The sequence below is a fragment of the Variovorax sp. OK605 genome (assembly GCF_900115445.1).
GTDB lineage: Bacteria > Pseudomonadota > Gammaproteobacteria > Burkholderiales > Burkholderiaceae_C > Variovorax.
This window is the reverse complement of the sequence record NZ_FOWL01000002.1, coordinates 250068-266025: the sequence shown is the minus strand read 5'-3', so window position 1 is coordinate 266025 and position 15958 is coordinate 250068. Positions and strand designations below refer to the sequence as shown.

The following is a 15958-nucleotide window of genomic DNA, read 5'->3' as shown; positions in this document are numbered from 1 at the left end:
GCCCCTGCGCCACGCAGCGCAATGCAAGGCAATGCAGTGCCGGCATGAATACCGGCAAAATGCCCCGCAGGTGCCCTCATGAATACAAGATTTGTCGAAGCCTTCCTCTGGGCCGCACGCCTCGGCAGCTTCCGCGCGGCCAGCGACCGGCTCCACATCACGCAGGCGGCGGTGTCCAACCGCGTCGCCTCGCTCGAAGAAGACATTGGCGCGCGCCTGTTCGAGCGCGATGCGCGCGAGCTGCGGCTCACGCCGGTGGGCGTGCGGCTCATGGACTACGGCGAGCGGCTGCTCGAACTGCGCCGCGAGATCGTCTCGCTGGGACGCCCGCGCGAAGACCTGCTGGGGCTGGTGCGCATCGGCGCCATCGAGACCGTGGTGCACACCTGGCTGCTGGGCTTTCTCACCAACCTGCGCTCCACCTACCCGGGCATCGAGGTGCAACTGACCTCCGAGACCACGCTGGCGCTGCACCGAGGCCTGCGCGAAGGCGCGCTGGACATCGCGCTGCAGACCGACCACATCGCCGGCGCGGGCATCGTGAGCACGCCCTGCCTGCCGATGCCCATGGGCTGGGTCGGCCCGCAAGGCGCCGAGGCCACGCAGACCGTCGACCAGCTGCTGCGCCAGCCCGTGCTGACCATGAGCCCGGGCTCGCAACCGCACGAGGCGCTGAAGAACCTGTACCGCGCGGTGGGCATTCCGCTGGGCAAGGTGCACTGCGTGAGTTCGATCTCCGCGCTGGCGCGGCTGGTGAAGGCCGGCTTCGGCAACGCGCTGGTGCCGCTGCCGCCGGTGTACGAGTACGTGGCCAGCGGCGACGTTCGCATCATCGCGTGCGACGCGCTCATCTCGCCGCAACGGCTGGTGGTGAGCCACCTGGAAGCGGCCGACTCCGACGCCATCCGGCTCGTGGCCGAACTGGCCTGCCGGGCCTCCGACCAGTTCACGACCTCTGCAATCGCACCAACCTGGAGCGGGGCTTCAGAGGGTTAACCCTCGAATTGGGGCGTTTCCGCCCCAGGAAGGGGCCAGTAATTCTTGTGGCTGTCGCCCAGAAAAACTCGTTTGTGACAGCAGCACCCTGCGACGGAAGATCGCGCCTTCATTTTTCGAAGGCCCGCCCGCTCCTCCGCCGCCATGACCACTTCCGACTCTTTCGCCCCTGACACCGACGCCGTGGCCGTGGCCCCGGCTGTGCACGGCATGCTGTTCGTCGCCTCCGATGTCGACGCGGCCGACGACGCCGACTACAACCGCTGGTACGACCGGGAACACGTGGAAGAGCGCGTGCGCATTCCCGGTTTCCTGTCGGGCGCGCGCTATTCCTCGCTCGAGGGCGGGCGCCGATACCTGGGCCTGTACCGCACCGAATCGCTGGCCGTGTTCGGCTCCGCCGGCTACCGCGCCGCGTTCGAGAAGCAGACGCCCTGGTCCATCGCCAACCTGGACCGCATGCGCCAGCCGATGCGCCGCGTGTGCGCCGTGCGCGCCGTCACCGGCTTCGGCAGCGGCAGCCATGCCGTGGTGCTGCCGTTGGCCGCGGCGGCCGATGCCGAAGCGCTCGCGGCCCATGCCGCACGCGTCGGCCAGTCGCTCGCCGAGCAGGCAGGCTTCGTGCAGTCGTACCTGCTCGTGCCCGACACCGCGCTGAGCACGCCCCTGCCGCGCGAATCCACCGAAGGCCGCGTGCTGCAGCCGATGCTGGTGATCGAAGCCAGCAACGCCCACGCCGCGCGCACCGCCCGTGCCACGGCGGCCGCCGCCTTCGACACCGACCCCGCCACCGGCTGGCTGCTCGCACTCGGCTGGAAGCTGGGCGCAGCCGAGCTGGCCTGACCCGACCCCCGTGTCTTCACCTAACCAAGGTATTCCGATGACCGAACATGTTCTTCCCACCAAGGCCGCGCCGGGCACAGCGCCCGCTTCGCATGCCGCGCCCAGGATGGGCCGCCTGGCCATGGCCAGCTCCATCGGCACCACGCTGGAGTGGTACGACTTCACCGTCTACAACATCATGGCCGCGCTGGTCTTCAACGCGGTGTTCTTCCCCTCGTTCGACCCGCTGACCGGCACCATCCTGGCCTTCTCGACCTACGCGGTCGGCTACATCTCGCGCCCGCTGGGCGGCGTGGTGTTCGGCCACCTCGGCGACCGGCTCGGCCGGCGCTTCGTGCTGGTGGCCACGCTGGTCATCATGGGCATTTCCACCGGGCTGATGGGCCTGCTGCCCACCTACGCGAGCTGGGGCATCTGGGCGCCCGTGGCGCTGGTGGCCTTGCGCTTCGTGCAGGGCGTGGCGCTCGGCGGCGAATGGGCCGGCGCGGTGCTGCTGTCGATGGAACACGGCAAGAGCGACGAGCGCGGGCGCAACGCCTCGTTCACGCAGGTCGGCCCGTCGTGCGGCACGCTGATCGGCACGGGCTTCATCGCCATCGTGTCGGCCTGGCTGAGCCCGGAAGAATTCCAGGCCTGGGGCTGGCGCCTGCCGCTGATCTCCAGCGTGGCGCTGGTGCTGTTCGGCCTGTGGCTGCGCCGCGGCGTGGACGAGACGCCCGTGTTCCTCGAGATGGAACAGAAGAAGGCCACCGCCAAGACCCCCATCAAGGAAGTGTTCACGCAGCACTGGCGCAGCCTGCTGGTGGCCGGCGGCTCGCGCATCGGCTCCGACGTGCTGTACGCGCTGGTGGTGGTGTTCACGCTGACCTACGTGACGACGGTGCTGCACCTGTCGCGTCCGCTGGCGCTCACCGCCACGATGATCGGCGCGGCCTGCAACGCCATTGCGGTGCCGTGGTTCGGCGGGCTGTCGGACCGCATCGGCCGCCGGCCGGTCTACATTGCCGGCGCGCTGCTGGGCATGGTGTGGGCCTTCGTGTTCTTCGTGCTGATGGACAGCGCGCACCCGGTCGCCATCTGCGCGGCGGTGGTGGTCGGCCTGCTGATCCACGCCATGATGTACGGCCCGCAGGCCGCCTTCGTGACCGAGCAGTTCCCCGGCCGCGTGCGCTATGCGGGCGCCTCGCTGGCCTACACGCTGGCCGGCATCCTGGGCGGCGGCTTCGCGCCGCTGATCATCGCCAGCCTGTTCAAGTCGTGGGGCAGCACGCTGGCCGTGTCGTTCTACGTGGTGGCCGCACTGGGCCTGACGCTGGTCGCCCTGGTGGTGGCCCGCGAAACCGCCAAGCGCCCGCTGGAGACCTGAGATGCACATCGAAACGACCATGCAACGCCTGAACTTTGCCTGCGAGAGCGTCGCCGCCGACGGCACGCGCTCCACCGCCCTGCACACCGTCGCGCCCCGCGCGCTGGTGGTGGCGGGCTGGACCGGCCGCGACACCGCGGCCATCGAGCACCACATCGAGGAGCTGGCCGCCATCGGCGTGCCGCGCCCGTCGAGCGTGCCGCTGTACTACCGCGTGGCGGCCCAGTTGCTGACGCAATCGCCCGCCATCGAGGCCCTGGGCGAACAGAGCTCCGGCGAAGCCGAGCCCGTGTTCTTCTTCTCGCAGGGCGAGTGGTGGCTGAGCGTGGCCTCGGACCACACCGACCGCCAGGTGGAGAGCTACTCGGTGGCCGTGTCCAAGCAGATGTGCGCCAAGCCCGTGGCCGAGACGGCCTGGCGCTGGAGCGACGTGCAGGCGCACCAGGACACGCTGGAGCTGCGCTCGCGCATCCTGGAAGACGGCCGCTGGGTCGACTACCAGCGCGGCACGCTCGCGTCGATCCGCCCGCTGGCCGCGCTGCGCGACGGCATGCCCGGCGCCGGCGCCGCGCCCGAAGGTCTGTTCATGACCTGCGGCACGCTGGGCGCGCTGCCCAACGCCAAGGGCGAAGGCATCCGCCCGGCCACGCAGATGGAGATCGAGCTGCACGACCCGAAGCTGCAGCGCCGCATCGTGCATCGCTATGCGGTGCAGGCACTGCCGGTGGTGGCGTGATGAACGGCGGCTTCACCATTTCCGAACTGCGCGCGCGCATCGCCAGGGGCGAGCTGTCGCACGAGGCGCTGATCGACCAGGTGCTCGACGCGGCCTCGCAGCCCGCCGCCGCGCATGTGTTCACCCGCGTCTACGCCGATGCCGCGCGCGCCGCGGCGCGCCATGCCGACGCGGCGCGCAAGGCCGGCGTCGAGCTCCCCGCGCTCGCCGGCCTGCCCGTGTCGGTGAAAGACCTCTGCGACGTGGCCGGCGAAACCACCATGGCCGGCTCCGCCGTGTGCGCCGGCGAGCCGCCGGCCGCGCACGACGCCGTGGCCGTGGCGCGCCTTCGCACGCAGGGCGCGGCCATCGTGGGCAAGACCAACATGACCGAGTTCGCGTTCTCCGGCGTGGGCATCAACCCGCACCACGGCACGCCGCGCAACCCGGCCGATGCGGCCACGCCGCGCATTCCGGGCGGCTCGTCGTCCGGTGCAGCGGTGTCGGTGGCGCTGGGCCTTGCCGTGGCCGGGCTGGGCTCGGACACGGGCGGCTCCATCCGCATTCCGGCCGCGCTGTGCGGGCTGGTGGGCTTCAAGAGCACGCAGTCGCGCGTGCCGCGCACCGGTGCTTTCGAGCTGGCGCGCTCGCTCGACACGGTGTGCGCCATGGCGCGCAGCGTGGAAGACTGCCTGGTCGCCGACGCGGCCATTGCCGATGCGCCGCTCGCCGTGCGCCGCCGCCCCCTGCAGGGCATGCGGCTGGCCGTGCCGCGCACGCTGATGTTCGACGACATCGAGCCGGCGGTGGCGCAGGCCTTCGACCGCGCGCTGAAGGCGCTGTCGGCCGCGGGCGCGCAGGTGGTCGACATCACGCTGGCCGAGCTGGCGGAGATCGCCACCGTCAACGCGCCCGGCGGCTTCTCGCCCGTCGAAGCATCGGCGGTGCACCGTGAACGCTTCGCGGCCAAACGCGAGGGCTTCGACGCCCGCGTGGCCGCGCGCATCGCGCTGGGCACCGAGGTGCGCGCCGCCGACTACATCGCCATGCAGGACCGCCGCCGCGACTGGATCGGCCGCGTGGAGCGCGCCATCGAAGGCTTCGACGCGCTCGTGTGCCCGACCGTGCCGATCGTCGCGCCGCCCATCGCGGCGCTGGCGGAAGACGCGGCCTTCTTCAAGGCCAACGGCCTGCTGCTGCGCAACACCTTCGCCATCAACCTGCTCGACGGCTGCGCCTTCAGCCTGCCCTGCCACGCGCCGGGCGAACTGCCGGTGGGGCTCATGCTGTCGTCGGTGCGTGGCGACGACGCGCGCCTGGCCGCGGTGGCGCTGGCCGTGGAGCCGGTGCTGCGTTTCGGCTGAACGAAGCGAAGGCCGGTGACGGGCCCGTTCCGTCATCGGCTATCGTTTCGCCCATGTCCCTCGCGCCACCCTCGCTCACCGGCCCCCGCCTTCTCCTGCGCCCGCTGCTCGCCGCCGACGCGGCGGCACTGGTTGCCGCCGCTGCCGACGGCGAACTCTGGAGCCTCCCGTTCACCGTGGTTCCATCCGCCGACACGGTCGATGCCTACGTCGGCAACGCGCTGGCCGGCCAGGCCGCCGGCACCGTGATGCCCTTCGCCACCGTGCTGCGCGAAACAGGCCAGGTCATCGGCTCCACGCGTTTCTGGAAGATCGACCGCATCAACCGCAAGCTGGAAATCGGCAGCACCTGGATCGCGGCGTCGTGGCAGAAGACCTTCGTCAACACCGAGGCGAAGTTCCTGATGCTGCGCCATGCGTTCGAGGAACTGCGGTGCGTGCGCGTGCAACTCACCACCGACGAGATCAATGCGAAGTCGCGCGCGGCCATCCTGCGGCTGGGCGCGAAGCAGGAAGGCGTCGTGCGCAACGAACGCATCATGCCGGACGGGCGCAAGCGCAACTCGGTGCGCTTCAGCATCATCGACGACGAGTGGCCGCAGGTGAAGGCGCGGCTCGAAGAGCGGCTGGCTGCGGGGGTCGGCACAGTCTTGCAGGAGCGCACGGCATGAGCCACGAGATCGTTCCGACGCACGAGTCGCACTTCGAGAGCCTGCACCGCGCGCTCGACATCGTGGCGCGCGAGCACAAGTACCTTGCGCTCATGCAGGCGCCGCCGCTGGAGCGGTCGGTCGCGTTCTACCGCGGCTTGATCGAAGCCGGCTTCCCGCATGTGGTGGCACTCGACGGCGCGCGAGTGGTCGGCTGGTGCGACGTGTCGCCGGTGTTCGGCCAGTCGCGTGCCCACATCGGGCTGCTGGGCATCGCGCTGCTGCCCGAGGCACGCCACCAGGGGCTGGGCGCGCGGCTGCTGCAGGCCGCCATCGACAGGTCGTGGGCGCGCGGGCTCACGCGCATCGAGCTGTCGGTGCGCGCGGACAACCTGAACGCCAAGGCGCTGTACGAGCGCTTCGGCTTCGCGCACGAGGGCGTGCAGCGCCGCGCCACGCTGATCGACGGCGTCTACCACGACGCCCACGCGATGGCGCTGCTTCGCTAGACTGGGCGCACGTCGTCGCCGAACGGAGAGCGCCCATGTGCCGCAGCATCAAGACCCTCTACAACTTCGAACCGCCCGCCACCGAGCAGGAGATCCGCGCCGCCGCGCTGCAGTTCGTGCGCAAGCTCAGCGGCTTCAGCGTGCCGTCGCGCGCCAACGAGGAAGCCTTCGAGCGCGCGGTCGAAGAAGTGACCGCCACCGCCGCGCGGCTGCTCGAATCGCTGGTGACCACCGCCGAGCCGCGCGACCGCGAGGCAGAGGCCGAGCGGGCGAAGGCGCGCAATGCGGTGCGCTTCGGCAGCACCGCGTGACCCAAGGCGTGACTGGGACGTGATCGACGTCACCCTCAACGGCGAGCCCCGCGCCGTCGCCTCGCCACAGGCCCTGCGCACCGCCCTCGCCCGCTTCGACGCCGAGCTGCCGCGCTACGAACTCTGGCTGTGCGTGCCCGACGGCCCCTCGCTGTGCATGCTGCGCAGCGGCCCCGACGCCTGGCTCATGCACCTGCGCCACCCGGGCGACCACGGCTTCACCTCCGAAGGCGACACCGCGCGCGACGGCGTTGCGCACTACACGCTGTCCAACGGCCAGGTCGACGAATACCCGCTCGCGTGGTGCATCGGGCTGCCGCGCTGCCACGACGCCGTCGTGCACTTCTTCGCCAGTGCGGGCGGCCGCTTCGACGGCGTGGCCTGGCGCGAGAGCTGAGCCGCCTGCAGATAACCCGCGGCCAGCAGCCCGGCACCGCCTTTGCTATGGTGCTTTCCGGCGCCAGATTGCGCACGCCGCGCACGTCACGCCCATCACGCATGGCCTTGCGAATTTTCAGCGTATGAAAAAGACCTATACCGGCGGCTGCCACTGCGGCGCCGTGCGATTCGAAGCCGACATCGACCTGAGCCAGGGCACCCTGCGGTGCAACTGCTCCATCTGCACCAAGACCCGCTTCTGGCCCGCGGCGGTCGAGCCCGACGCATTCCGGCTGATGGCTGGCCAGGAAGAGCTGACGGAGTACCTCTTCCACACGCGCCAGAACAAGCACTTCTTCTGCAAGCACTGCGGCGTGCGCTCGTTCGGGCTGGGCAACCGGCCGGACGACGGCGGCGCGATCTACGGCGTGAACGTGACCTGCCTGGACGACGCCGAGCCCGAAGAGCTGATCAACTCCCCCATCACCTACGTCGACGGCCGCAACAACAGCTGGCACCTGCCGCCGGCCGAGACCCGGCACCTCTGAACCACCCACCCACCCACCCACCCACAGGAGACACCGCACCATGCCCATCGAACTCTGGCTCGCCTTCGTCGCAGCGTCCACGCTGATGCTGATCATTCCGGGGCCGACCATCCTCACGGTGATCAGCTATTCCATGTCGCACGGCCGCCGCGCCAACGTGCCGCTGGTGGCCGCGGTGGCGCTGGGCGACTCGACGGCGCTGGTGGTGTCGCTGCTGGGCCTGGGCGCGCTGCTCGCCACCTCGGCCTTCTGGTTCACGGTGGTGAAGTGGGTGGGCGGCCTGTACCTGCTGTACCTGGGCATCAAGCTGCTGCGTGCCGGCGTCTCGCCCGCCGAGCTGGCCAAGCCCGCCGCGCCCGTCTCGCGCCTGCGCCTCTTCGCCAACACCTACCTGGTGACGGCGCTGAACCCCAAGGGCATCGTGTTCTTCGTGGCCTTCCTGCCGCAGTTCATCAGCCCGGCGGCCGACGTGACGCGCCAGCTGTGGGTGCTGGCCGTGACCTTCGTGGTGCTGGCCGCGACCAACGCCACGCTGTACGCGGTGTTCGCGGGCTCGGCGCGCAAGCTGCTCTCGTCGCCGCGCGCGCAGAAGCGGTTCAACCTGGCGGGCGGTTCGCTGCTGAGCGCCGCGGGCATCTGGGCGTTGATGGCGCGCCGGCCCGGCTGAGACGCACACGCCCTTGAATTGAAAAAGGCCGCGAAGCAGGTTGCTTCGCGGCCTTTGTCCTTGCGCCTGGCGCAATCAGTTGCGGTACGGATTGTTCGGGCTGCGGTCGTAGCGGTTGGGCACGCCGTCGTTGTCGCGGTCACGGTCGTAGCGGTTCGGCACGCCGTCGCGGTCGCGGTCGCCGTAGTGCGCGCGCGGCGGCGGCGGACGGTCATACGGGGCCACCACGCAGCCAGCCAGCAGGGCCGATGCGGCCATCAGGATCGCCAAAGTCTTCGTCATGTGAGTTCTCCTTGGAGTGTTTGTCGAACCGGGGGTCGCCTCCTGCGAGCCGGTACTGCATTGAAGGCCACGCCGGTACGCGTCGGGTTTCGCGATGAAGGCCCTTGCGTGAAGTTCGTTACCGGATGTGGAACGTGCTGAGAACTTTGGCGTGTAGTTTTCGCTCGCCGGGGCGGTCGGCGGCGCGTGTGCGAGTAGGCGCGGTTCCCGTGGTGCATCGCGGAGAATGTCACCGGCCCACACTTCCGGATACGAAGCTTTTCTCTCGATGCAGTTCGCGCCTTTCATCCCCACCCGCAAGACCCTCGCCCTGGCCGCCGCCGTGCTGGCCGCGGCCTGCGCGCACCCGGCCTGGGCCGTGGTCAGCTTCGACGAAGTGAAGCGCGAGTTCCGCTCCTCCGACACCGCCGTGCTCGACCGCAACGGCGAACTGCTGCAGCGCGTGCGCACCGACCCCACCGTGCGGCGCGGCCAGTGGACCGGGCTGGCCGACGTGTCGCCCGCGCTGCGCACGGCCATGGTGCTGAGCGAAGACAAGCGCTTCTTCGAACACAGCGGCATCGACTGGCGCGCCGTGTCGGCCGCCGCCTGGGGCAACCTGTGGAACACGCGCACGCGCGGCGCATCGACCATCACCATGCAGCTGTCGGGCCTGCTCGACGACGACCTGCGCCGTGCTTCGGGCGGGCGCAGCTTCACGCAGAAGATCAGCCAGACGGTGGCCGCCGCGCAGCTGGAGCGCAGCTGGCGCAAGGACCAGATCCTGGAGGCCTACCTCAACACCGTGCCGTTTCGCGGCGAGATCGTGGGCATCGATGCGCTCTCGCGCACGCTGTTCGGCAAGGCACCGAGCGGGCTCGACGCGCGCGAGGCGGCCGTGGCCTCGGCGCTGGTGCGCGCGCCGAACGCCATGCCCAACGTGGTGGCGCAGCGCGCCTGCGAGGTGCTGCGCGCGATGGAGCCGCAGCAGAAGGTCGACTGCGAAGCGCTCGACATGTTCACCAGCGCGGCGGTGCAGCGGCGTGCCTTCGACGCGAACGAGGGCATCGCGCCGCATGCGTCGCGGCGCGTGCTGCGTGAATTGCGCGACTTGCGCGAGTTACGCGACCCGAAGGAGGCGGATGCGGGCACAGCCCCCGCCCCCAAGAAAGACAAGGACACCGCCGTGCGCACCACGCTGCGCGCGCCGCTGCAACGCTTCGCGCTCGACACGCTGCAGCGCCACCTGCGCGAACTGCGCGAGCGGCATGTGGAAGACGGCGCGCTGGTGGTGCTCGACAACGCGACCGGCGAAGTGCTCGCATGGGTCGGCTCGTCGGGCCCGCTGAGCCAGGCGGCCGAGGTCGACGGCGTGACCGCGCTGCGCCAGCCGGGCTCCACGCTCAAGCCGTTGCTCTACGGGCAGGCCATTGCCGAGCGGCGCCTCACGGCGGCTTCGCTGATCGAGGACTCGTCGGCGCAGATCAGCACGGCCAGCGGCCTCTACATTCCGCAGAACTACGACCGCCGCTTCAAGGGCCCGGTGTCGGCGCGCACCGCGCTGGCCGCCTCGCTCAACGTGCCCGCCGTGCGCACGCTGGTGATGGTGTCGCCCGAGTCCTTCGCGCGCGAGCTGCGCGCGGCCGGCCTGCCGCTGCGCGAGAGCGGCGACTACTACGGCTACAGCCTTGCGCTGGGCAGCGCCGAGGTGTCGCTGCTGTCGCTCACCAACGCCTACCGCATGCTGGCCAACGGCGGGCGCTACGGCACGACGACGCTGACCGTGCAGCCCACGGCGACGGGTACAGCGACGGGTGCAGCGCCGGGGGGCAAGTCGAAGGCCACCGCTGCGCCTCCATCGCCGCCGCTGCTCGACCCGCGCGCCGCCTTCATCGTCGGCGACATCCTCTCCGACCCCAACGCGCGCACGCGCACCTTCGGCCTCGACAGCATTCTGTCCACCCGCTTCTGGACGGCCGTGAAGACCGGCACCAGCAAGGACATGCGCGACAACTGGGCAGTGGGCTGGTCGCAGCGCTACACGGTGGGCGTGTGGGTGGGCAACGCCAGCGGCGAGTCGATGTGGGACGTGAGCGGCACCAGCGGCGCCGCGCCGGTGTGGGCCGAGGTGATGCGCTTCCTGCACGCGCGCGAGCCGAGCCGCGCGCCCGCGCCGCCCGCGGGCCTGGTCGAGTCGCGCGTCGAATTCGGCCCCGGCCCCGACGGCAGCCCGCTGGAGGCGGCGCGCAGCGAGTGGTTCCTGCAAGGCACCGAGCAGCCGCTGTTCGCGCTGGACACCGGCATGGCGAACGACATCGGCTTTGCGCGCATCACCTCGCCGTCGGACGGCACCATCATCGCGGTCGACCCCGACATTCCGCCGCTGCGCCAGCGCGTGCGCTTCGAGTCCGAAGGGCGCGGCGTGCAGTGGCGCATCGACGGCAAGTTCTTCGCGCGCGGCAACACCGCGCAATGGCTGCCGTGGCCGGGCCGGCATGTGATCGAGCTGGTGGACGGCGCCGGCAAGGTGGTGGACCAGCGCCGCATCGAGGTGCGCGGCGCAGGCGTGGTGACGAAGAGCGCGCGCCGCTGAGAAAAACACGAAGACGAAGGGAGTGCTGAATGAATGCTCGCCGCTGGCCGGGAACGGCGCTGGCGTGGTTGTACCTGTGCCTGCATCTGTGCCTGGGCCTGCTGGCAGTGGCGCTGCCCGCGCAGGCCAAGCCGGTGCCGGTGCCCGCCATGCAGTCGCGCGTGGTCGACCTCACCAGGACCCTGAAGGCGGACGAGGCGGAGGCGCTGCGTGCCGACATCGCCGCGCTCCAGTCCGAGACGCAGGCCCAGCTCGCGGTGCTGATCGTGCCGACCACGGGCGAAGACTCCATCGAGCAGTACGCCACGCGCGTCTTCGCGCAATGGAAGCTCGGGCGCAAGGAAGAAGACGACGGCGTGCTGCTGCTGGTGGCGCTGAAGGACCGGCGCATGCGCATCGAGGTGGGCACCGGGCTGGAGGGCACGATCACCGACATCCAGGCGGCGGCCATCATCGACCGCGAGATGACGCCGCGCTTTCGCGGCGGCGACTTCGCGGGCGGCATCCGGGCGGCCGTGCACTCGCTGTCCGCGCTGATCGCCGGGCCGTCAGCGGCCGTTGCGGACGCCGACATGCAGGTGCATGAACTGCCGTCGGACACCGCGCCGGCGATCGCCTCGCGCGACGGGCACGTCACGCCCGAAGGCTGGGCGCTGCTCGGCGTGGCGCTGTGGAGCCTCGCGGTGGGTGCGTGGCACGGGCGCGGCATGGCCGGCAATGCGCGCGAACGCGCGGCCGTGCAGCAGTCGGGCCGCAAGCGCAAGGGCAAGCTCAGCGGGAAGCTGCAGGGCAAGGCCAGGAGTGCTCGCCCCGAGCCCTGGGCCGACGCCGTGGCCGCCATCGAGCCCCCCGCGCCGCGGCGCAAGCCCAACTGGCGCGTGGCGCTCGGCCTGTTCGCCGTGGGCCCGGTGGCCGCGGCCGCGGCGCTGCTGAACCCGCTGATGGCGGGCTTCATGGCCATGCCGGCCGGCTTCGCCTACGGCGTCGGCTACGCCAGCGGGCGCTCGCGCGCGGTGAGCTACGTGGTGGGCGGCATCGCGCTGTTCATCGCGGCGCTGGTCGCCGTGGCGTTCATCGTCGGGGAAGAGCACTTCTGGTGGGGTTTCCTGTGGGCCTTGGGCGTGGGCGGGGTCGGCGTCTTCGTCACGGGCATCTTCTTCGCCATGCGGGCTTGCTGGCGCAGGAGCGAACTGGGTTTCCTGCTGCGCTCGGCCGCGGCGCTGGGCGTCATCGGCTGGGTGGCGGCGATGGCGCAGCCGGGGCTGACGCCCGACGAATCGTGGATTCCGGTCGGGCTGGTGACCTTCATCACGCTGCTGTTCGCGTACCTGCCGTACGGCGGCGGCGGAGGTGGCGGCGACAGCGACGACAGCGGCTGGAGCAGCAGCTCCTCGAGCAGCTCGTCGTCCTCTTCGTCTTCCTCGTCATCCTCGTCGTCCGACAGCGGCGGCGGCTCCAGCAGCGGCGGCGGCGCCTCGGGAAGCTGGTAGTTCGGGGGCTGCAGGGCGGCCTCAGGACGCCCTGAACACGCCCAGCATGTAGTCGACGAAGGTCTTGATCTTGGGCGAGTTGCGGCGCGCCGGCAGGTAGACCAGGTTGATCTCCTGCGGCTTGAGCTTGAGCGCCGGCAGCACCGGCACCAGCAGCCCGCCGTCGAGCTGCGGCTGCGCCAGCGACACCGGCAGCAGCGCGATGCCCCGGCCCGAGAGCGCGAGCTGCAGGATCAGCTCGAGGTCGTCCGACTGGCACACGCTTTCCACGCGCACGCGGTGCGTCTTCTCCGGTGTCGCCAGGTGGATCTCGCGCTTGCGGCCCTCGGCGTCGGCGCTCAGGAAGGCGTGCGATGCCAGGTCCGACAGGCTGGCCAGCGGCGCGTGCGGCGCCAGGTAGGCGGGCGCGGCGCACAGCATCAGCGGCTCGTTCTTCAGGTGGCGCGCCACCAGCTCGTCGCAGCCTTCGCGGCCGCGTCGGATGGCCACGTCGGTCTCGTCGCGGAACAGGTCGACACGGTCGCGGCCGGTCTCGACCACCACGTCGAGCTGCGGGTAGGCGCCCATGAAATCGGGCAGGTGGCTCGTGAGCAGCTCGCGGCCGTAGTAGTGCGGAACGGCGATGCGCAACCGGCCGGTGACGGTGCTGCCGCTGGAGGAGAGGTTGAGCATGACGTCGTCGAGGATCGTCAGCACATGCTGGGCAGCCACCAGGAACTCCCGGCCCTCGTCGGTGAGCGCGAAGCGCGTGGAGCCGCGGTGCAGCAGCTGGTGGCCCACCGTGGCTTCCAGCCGCTGGAGCTGGCGCGAGGCGGAGGCCTTGGGTACGTTCAGCACATCGGCGGCCGGGGTCAGTCCCCCGAGCTGCGCGGCCTTGGTGAAAAGCCGCACGTCCGACAAAGAAAAGTCCTTCATTTCAACTTCGGCGAGATCCGTTTCCTGTGGTTCTGGCGCTCCCTGGACGCTGTTCGAGACGGTCGGGAAGGGAGCACCGGACCGCGAAACGAGGCAACTTCTGGATTCATAAGTGACCTTTAGTTTCATTTTCAGCCAGCGGATCGGGCTCGGTTAACAATGGTGAAAAGCATTTCCCAATGCCGGAAAAAGTTCACTTTATTCGGACAAATCTTCGAAACCGGCTTGCGCCCGGCTGCGAATAGAGCTTGGTGGGCACTGTGGCGCGAATGCGCCGTTCAACTACCTCACCCCTAGCCCGGGTTTTGCATTGACAGCAAAATTCGTCTAATCATTGAATGAATAGGCCTTCTCGATGCTCGCCCAAGCCCCTCGCACCTCCCTGGCAGACAGCGCCGCCGACAGCATCCGCGCCGAGATCTCCGCCGGCCGCTGGGCGGTCGGCTCCCGCATCCCGATCGAGCCGCAGCTGGCCCAATTGCTCGGCGTGAGCCGCGGCACGGTGCGCGAAGCGGTCAAGACGCTGGTGTCGCGCGGCCTGCTCGAGGTGCGCCAGGGTTCGGGCACCTACGTGCGCTCGGGCTTCGACCCCTCCGCCAGCCTGCAGAAGATGCGCCTGGCCAGCCTGCGCGACCAGTTCGAGGTGCGCCGCGCGCTCGAGGTCGAGGCCGCGCGCCTGGCCGCCGTGCGCCACACCGCGCGCGACCTGCGCCGCCTGCACACCCTGCTCGACAAGCGCGGCGTGCCCGACGCCGACGACGCGGGCGCCTCGTTCATCGAGCGCGACCTGGCCTTCCACCTGGCCATCGTCGACGTGTCGGGCAACCTGGCGCTGGCCGAGACCTGCCGCTTCGTCACGGGCTACATCAAGGAAACCATCACCAGCACCATGGGCACGGTGCTGCCCGAGCCCGACGAGGCGGCGCACCGCGCCATCGTCGAAGGCATTGCCAGCCGCAACCCCGACGTGGCGGCCGAGGCGGTGCGCGCCTTCATGGCGCCGATGATCAACGCGCTCGCACTGGGCACCCCGGCCACGCCTTGAGCATCCGCTGATGCACCCATTGAGCACCTCTTGAACACCCCATGAATTCGGCCACCCTTTCTTCCTCGCCTTCCACCGCCGCGGCGGCGCGCGAACCCCACAGCCTCGCCCGGCGCATCCTGCTCGGCGCCAGCGTGGTGCTGATCGCCTTCAACCTGCGCCCGGTGTTCTCCAGCCTGTCGGTCGTGCTGCCCGAGATCATCAAGGCCACCGGCCTCTCGGCCACCGCCGCGAGCCTGCTGACCACGCTGCCGATCGTCTGCCTGGGCGTGTTCGCGCCGCTGGCGCCCGGCCTCGGGCGCCGCTTCGGCACCGAGCGCACGCTGCTGGGCTGCATGGTGCTGATCGGCGTGGGCACGGTGCTGCGCGGCACCGGCCACATTCCGCTGCTGTTCCTGGCCTCGGCCATCGCGGGCAGCGGCATCGCGGTGTCGAACGTGCTGCTGTCGGGCCTGGTGAAGCGCGACTTCGCGAGCCAGGCGGCGCTGATGATGGGCCTGTACACCATGGCCGTGTGCGGCGGCGCCGCGAGCGCGGCCGGCTTCACGGTGCCGCTGGAGCACGCGCTGGGCGGCGGCTGGACCATGGCGCTGGCCATGTGGGCGCTGCCGGCCGCTCTGGTCACGCTGATCTGGGCGCCGCAGGCGCTGCCCCGCAAGCCGGTGGCCAGCGAGTCGGGCTTCACGGTGCGCGGCCTGTGGCGCGACAAGCTGGCCTGGCAGGTCACCTTCTTCATGGGCCTGCAGTCCGCGCTGGCCTACATCGTGATGGGCTGGCTCGCGCCCATATTGCGCGAGCGCGGTCTGGGCAGCGAGACGGCCGGCTACGTGGTGTCGCTGTCGGTCATGACGCAGGTGGTCACCTGCCTGGTGGTGCCGGCGCTGGCCGTGAAGCTGCGCAACCAGCGCGGACTGGCGGTGGTGCTGGCCGCGATGACGGTGGCGGCCATGCTGGCGATGCTGTTCGCGCCGCTGGCCGGGGTCTGGGCCTGGGCCGTGCTGCTGGGCATCGCGCAGGGCGGCACCTTCGCGCTGGCGCTCACCATGATCGTGCTGCGCTCGCCCGACTCGCACGTGGCCGCGCACCTCTCGGGCATGGCGCAGGGCGTGGGCTACATGGTGGCGGCCTTCGGCCCGCTGGTGGCCGGGCTGCTGCACGGCTGGACGGGGAGCTTCGGCGCCTCGTCGTGGCTGTTCATCGGGCTGGGCATCGCGCTGGTGGTCGCGGGCCTGGGCGCCGGCCGCACGATGCACGTGGGCACGACGACGGTGCCCCGTCACTAGGCACGGGGCATCAGCGCCGGCGCC

The 15958-nt window shown here is 70.6% G+C and carries 17 protein-coding genes; 15 read left to right on the top strand and 2 right to left on the bottom strand.

Annotation, left to right across the window (positions count from 1 at the left end; genetic code table 11):
• The first annotated feature begins 78 nt into the window (after positions 1-78).
• The 11 genes from BM013_RS05620 to BM013_RS05570 all read left to right on the top strand — a co-directional run bounded on the left by BM013_RS05620 (position 79) and on the right by BM013_RS05570 (position 8347).
• Complete coding sequence (locus BM013_RS05620) at positions 79-996, top strand: LysR family transcriptional regulator (protein ID WP_093123914.1); 918 nt, start codon at positions 79-81, stop codon at positions 994-996.
• A gap of 144 nt (positions 997-1140) precedes the next feature.
• Positions 1141-1839: a DUF4286 family protein gene (locus BM013_RS05615; protein ID WP_093123911.1), complete on the top strand. Its 699-nt coding sequence runs from the start codon at positions 1141-1143 to the stop codon at positions 1837-1839.
• A 37-nt stretch (positions 1840-1876) separates the two neighbouring features.
• Complete coding sequence (locus BM013_RS05610; protein ID WP_093123909.1) at positions 1877-3205, top strand: MFS transporter; 1329 nt, start codon at positions 1877-1879, stop codon at positions 3203-3205.
• A gap of 1 nt (position 3206) precedes the next feature.
• On the top strand, positions 3207-3941 hold the full coding sequence (locus BM013_RS05605) for a DUF2848 domain-containing protein (RefSeq protein WP_256221399.1): 735 nt from the start codon (positions 3207-3209) through the stop codon (positions 3939-3941).
• Positions 3941-5284: an amidase gene (locus BM013_RS05600; RefSeq protein ID WP_093123907.1), complete on the top strand. Its 1344-nt coding sequence runs from the start codon at positions 3941-3943 to the stop codon at positions 5282-5284. Before BM013_RS05605 ends, BM013_RS05600 begins: the two co-directional genes overlap by 1 nt.
• A 53-nt stretch (positions 5285-5337) precedes the next feature.
• Positions 5338-5955: a GNAT family N-acetyltransferase gene (locus BM013_RS05595; protein ID WP_093123905.1), complete on the top strand. Its 618-nt coding sequence runs from the start codon at positions 5338-5340 to the stop codon at positions 5953-5955.
• Positions 5952-6443 (top strand): GNAT family N-acetyltransferase, encoded by a 492-nt coding sequence (locus BM013_RS05590; RefSeq protein WP_093123903.1) that lies wholly within the window; start codon positions 5952-5954, stop codon positions 6441-6443. The genes BM013_RS05595 and BM013_RS05590 overlap by 4 nt, the downstream gene beginning before the upstream one ends.
• A 35-nt stretch (positions 6444-6478) precedes the next feature.
• On the top strand, positions 6479-6754 hold the full coding sequence (locus BM013_RS05585) for a DUF2277 domain-containing protein (RefSeq protein ID WP_093123901.1): 276 nt from the start codon (positions 6479-6481) through the stop codon (positions 6752-6754).
• A 19-nt stretch (positions 6755-6773) separates the two neighbouring features.
• Positions 6774-7151, top strand: coding sequence for a hypothetical protein (locus tag BM013_RS05580; RefSeq protein WP_218153639.1), 378 nt, complete (start codon positions 6774-6776; stop codon positions 7149-7151).
• Between the two features lie 124 nt (positions 7152-7275).
• Positions 7276-7680, top strand: coding sequence for a GFA family protein (locus tag BM013_RS05575; protein ID WP_093123898.1), 405 nt, complete (start codon positions 7276-7278; stop codon positions 7678-7680).
• A gap of 40 nt (positions 7681-7720) precedes the next feature.
• On the top strand, positions 7721-8347 hold the full coding sequence (locus tag BM013_RS05570) for a LysE family translocator (protein ID WP_093123895.1): 627 nt from the start codon (positions 7721-7723) through the stop codon (positions 8345-8347).
• Positions 8348-8422: 75 nt separating this feature from the next.
• On the opposite strand, the gene BM013_RS05565 is transcribed toward BM013_RS05570, so the two are convergent.
• On the bottom strand, positions 8423-8629 hold the full coding sequence (locus BM013_RS05565; protein ID WP_093123893.1) for a thrombospondin type 3 repeat-containing protein: 207 nt from the start codon (positions 8627-8629) through the stop codon (positions 8423-8425).
• A 268-nt stretch (positions 8630-8897) separates the two neighbouring features.
• On the opposite strand from BM013_RS05565, the gene pbpC reads away from it, so the two are divergent.
• Both pbpC and BM013_RS41625 read left to right on the top strand, forming a co-directional pair.
• Positions 8898-11201, top strand: coding sequence for a penicillin-binding protein 1C (gene pbpC, locus BM013_RS05560; RefSeq protein ID WP_093123891.1), 2304 nt, complete (start codon positions 8898-8900; stop codon positions 11199-11201).
• Positions 11202-11230: 29 nt separating this feature from the next.
• Positions 11231-12691: a TPM domain-containing protein gene (locus BM013_RS41625; RefSeq protein WP_218153638.1), complete on the top strand. Its 1461-nt coding sequence runs from the start codon at positions 11231-11233 to the stop codon at positions 12689-12691.
• A 21-nt stretch (positions 12692-12712) separates the two neighbouring features.
• Here the strand turns inward: BM013_RS41625 and BM013_RS05550 are convergent, their stop codons facing one another.
• A complete protein-coding gene (locus BM013_RS05550) occupies positions 12713-13606 on the bottom strand; it encodes a LysR family transcriptional regulator (RefSeq protein WP_093123888.1) in 894 nt (297 codons plus the stop codon).
• A 355-nt stretch (positions 13607-13961) separates the two neighbouring features.
• On the opposite strand from BM013_RS05550, the gene BM013_RS05545 reads away from it, so the two are divergent.
• Together BM013_RS05545 and BM013_RS05540 are read left to right on the top strand one after the other, a co-directional pair.
• Positions 13962-14651 (top strand): FadR/GntR family transcriptional regulator, encoded by a 690-nt coding sequence (locus BM013_RS05545; RefSeq protein ID WP_093123886.1) that lies wholly within the window; start codon positions 13962-13964, stop codon positions 14649-14651.
• A 41-nt stretch (positions 14652-14692) separates the two neighbouring features.
• Positions 14693-15934 carry a CynX/NimT family MFS transporter gene (locus BM013_RS05540; protein ID WP_093123883.1) on the top strand — a complete coding sequence of 414 codons (1242 nt, stop codon included), beginning with the start codon at positions 14693-14695 and terminating at the stop codon, positions 15932-15934.
• The last annotated feature ends 24 nt before the right edge of the window (positions 15935-15958 follow it).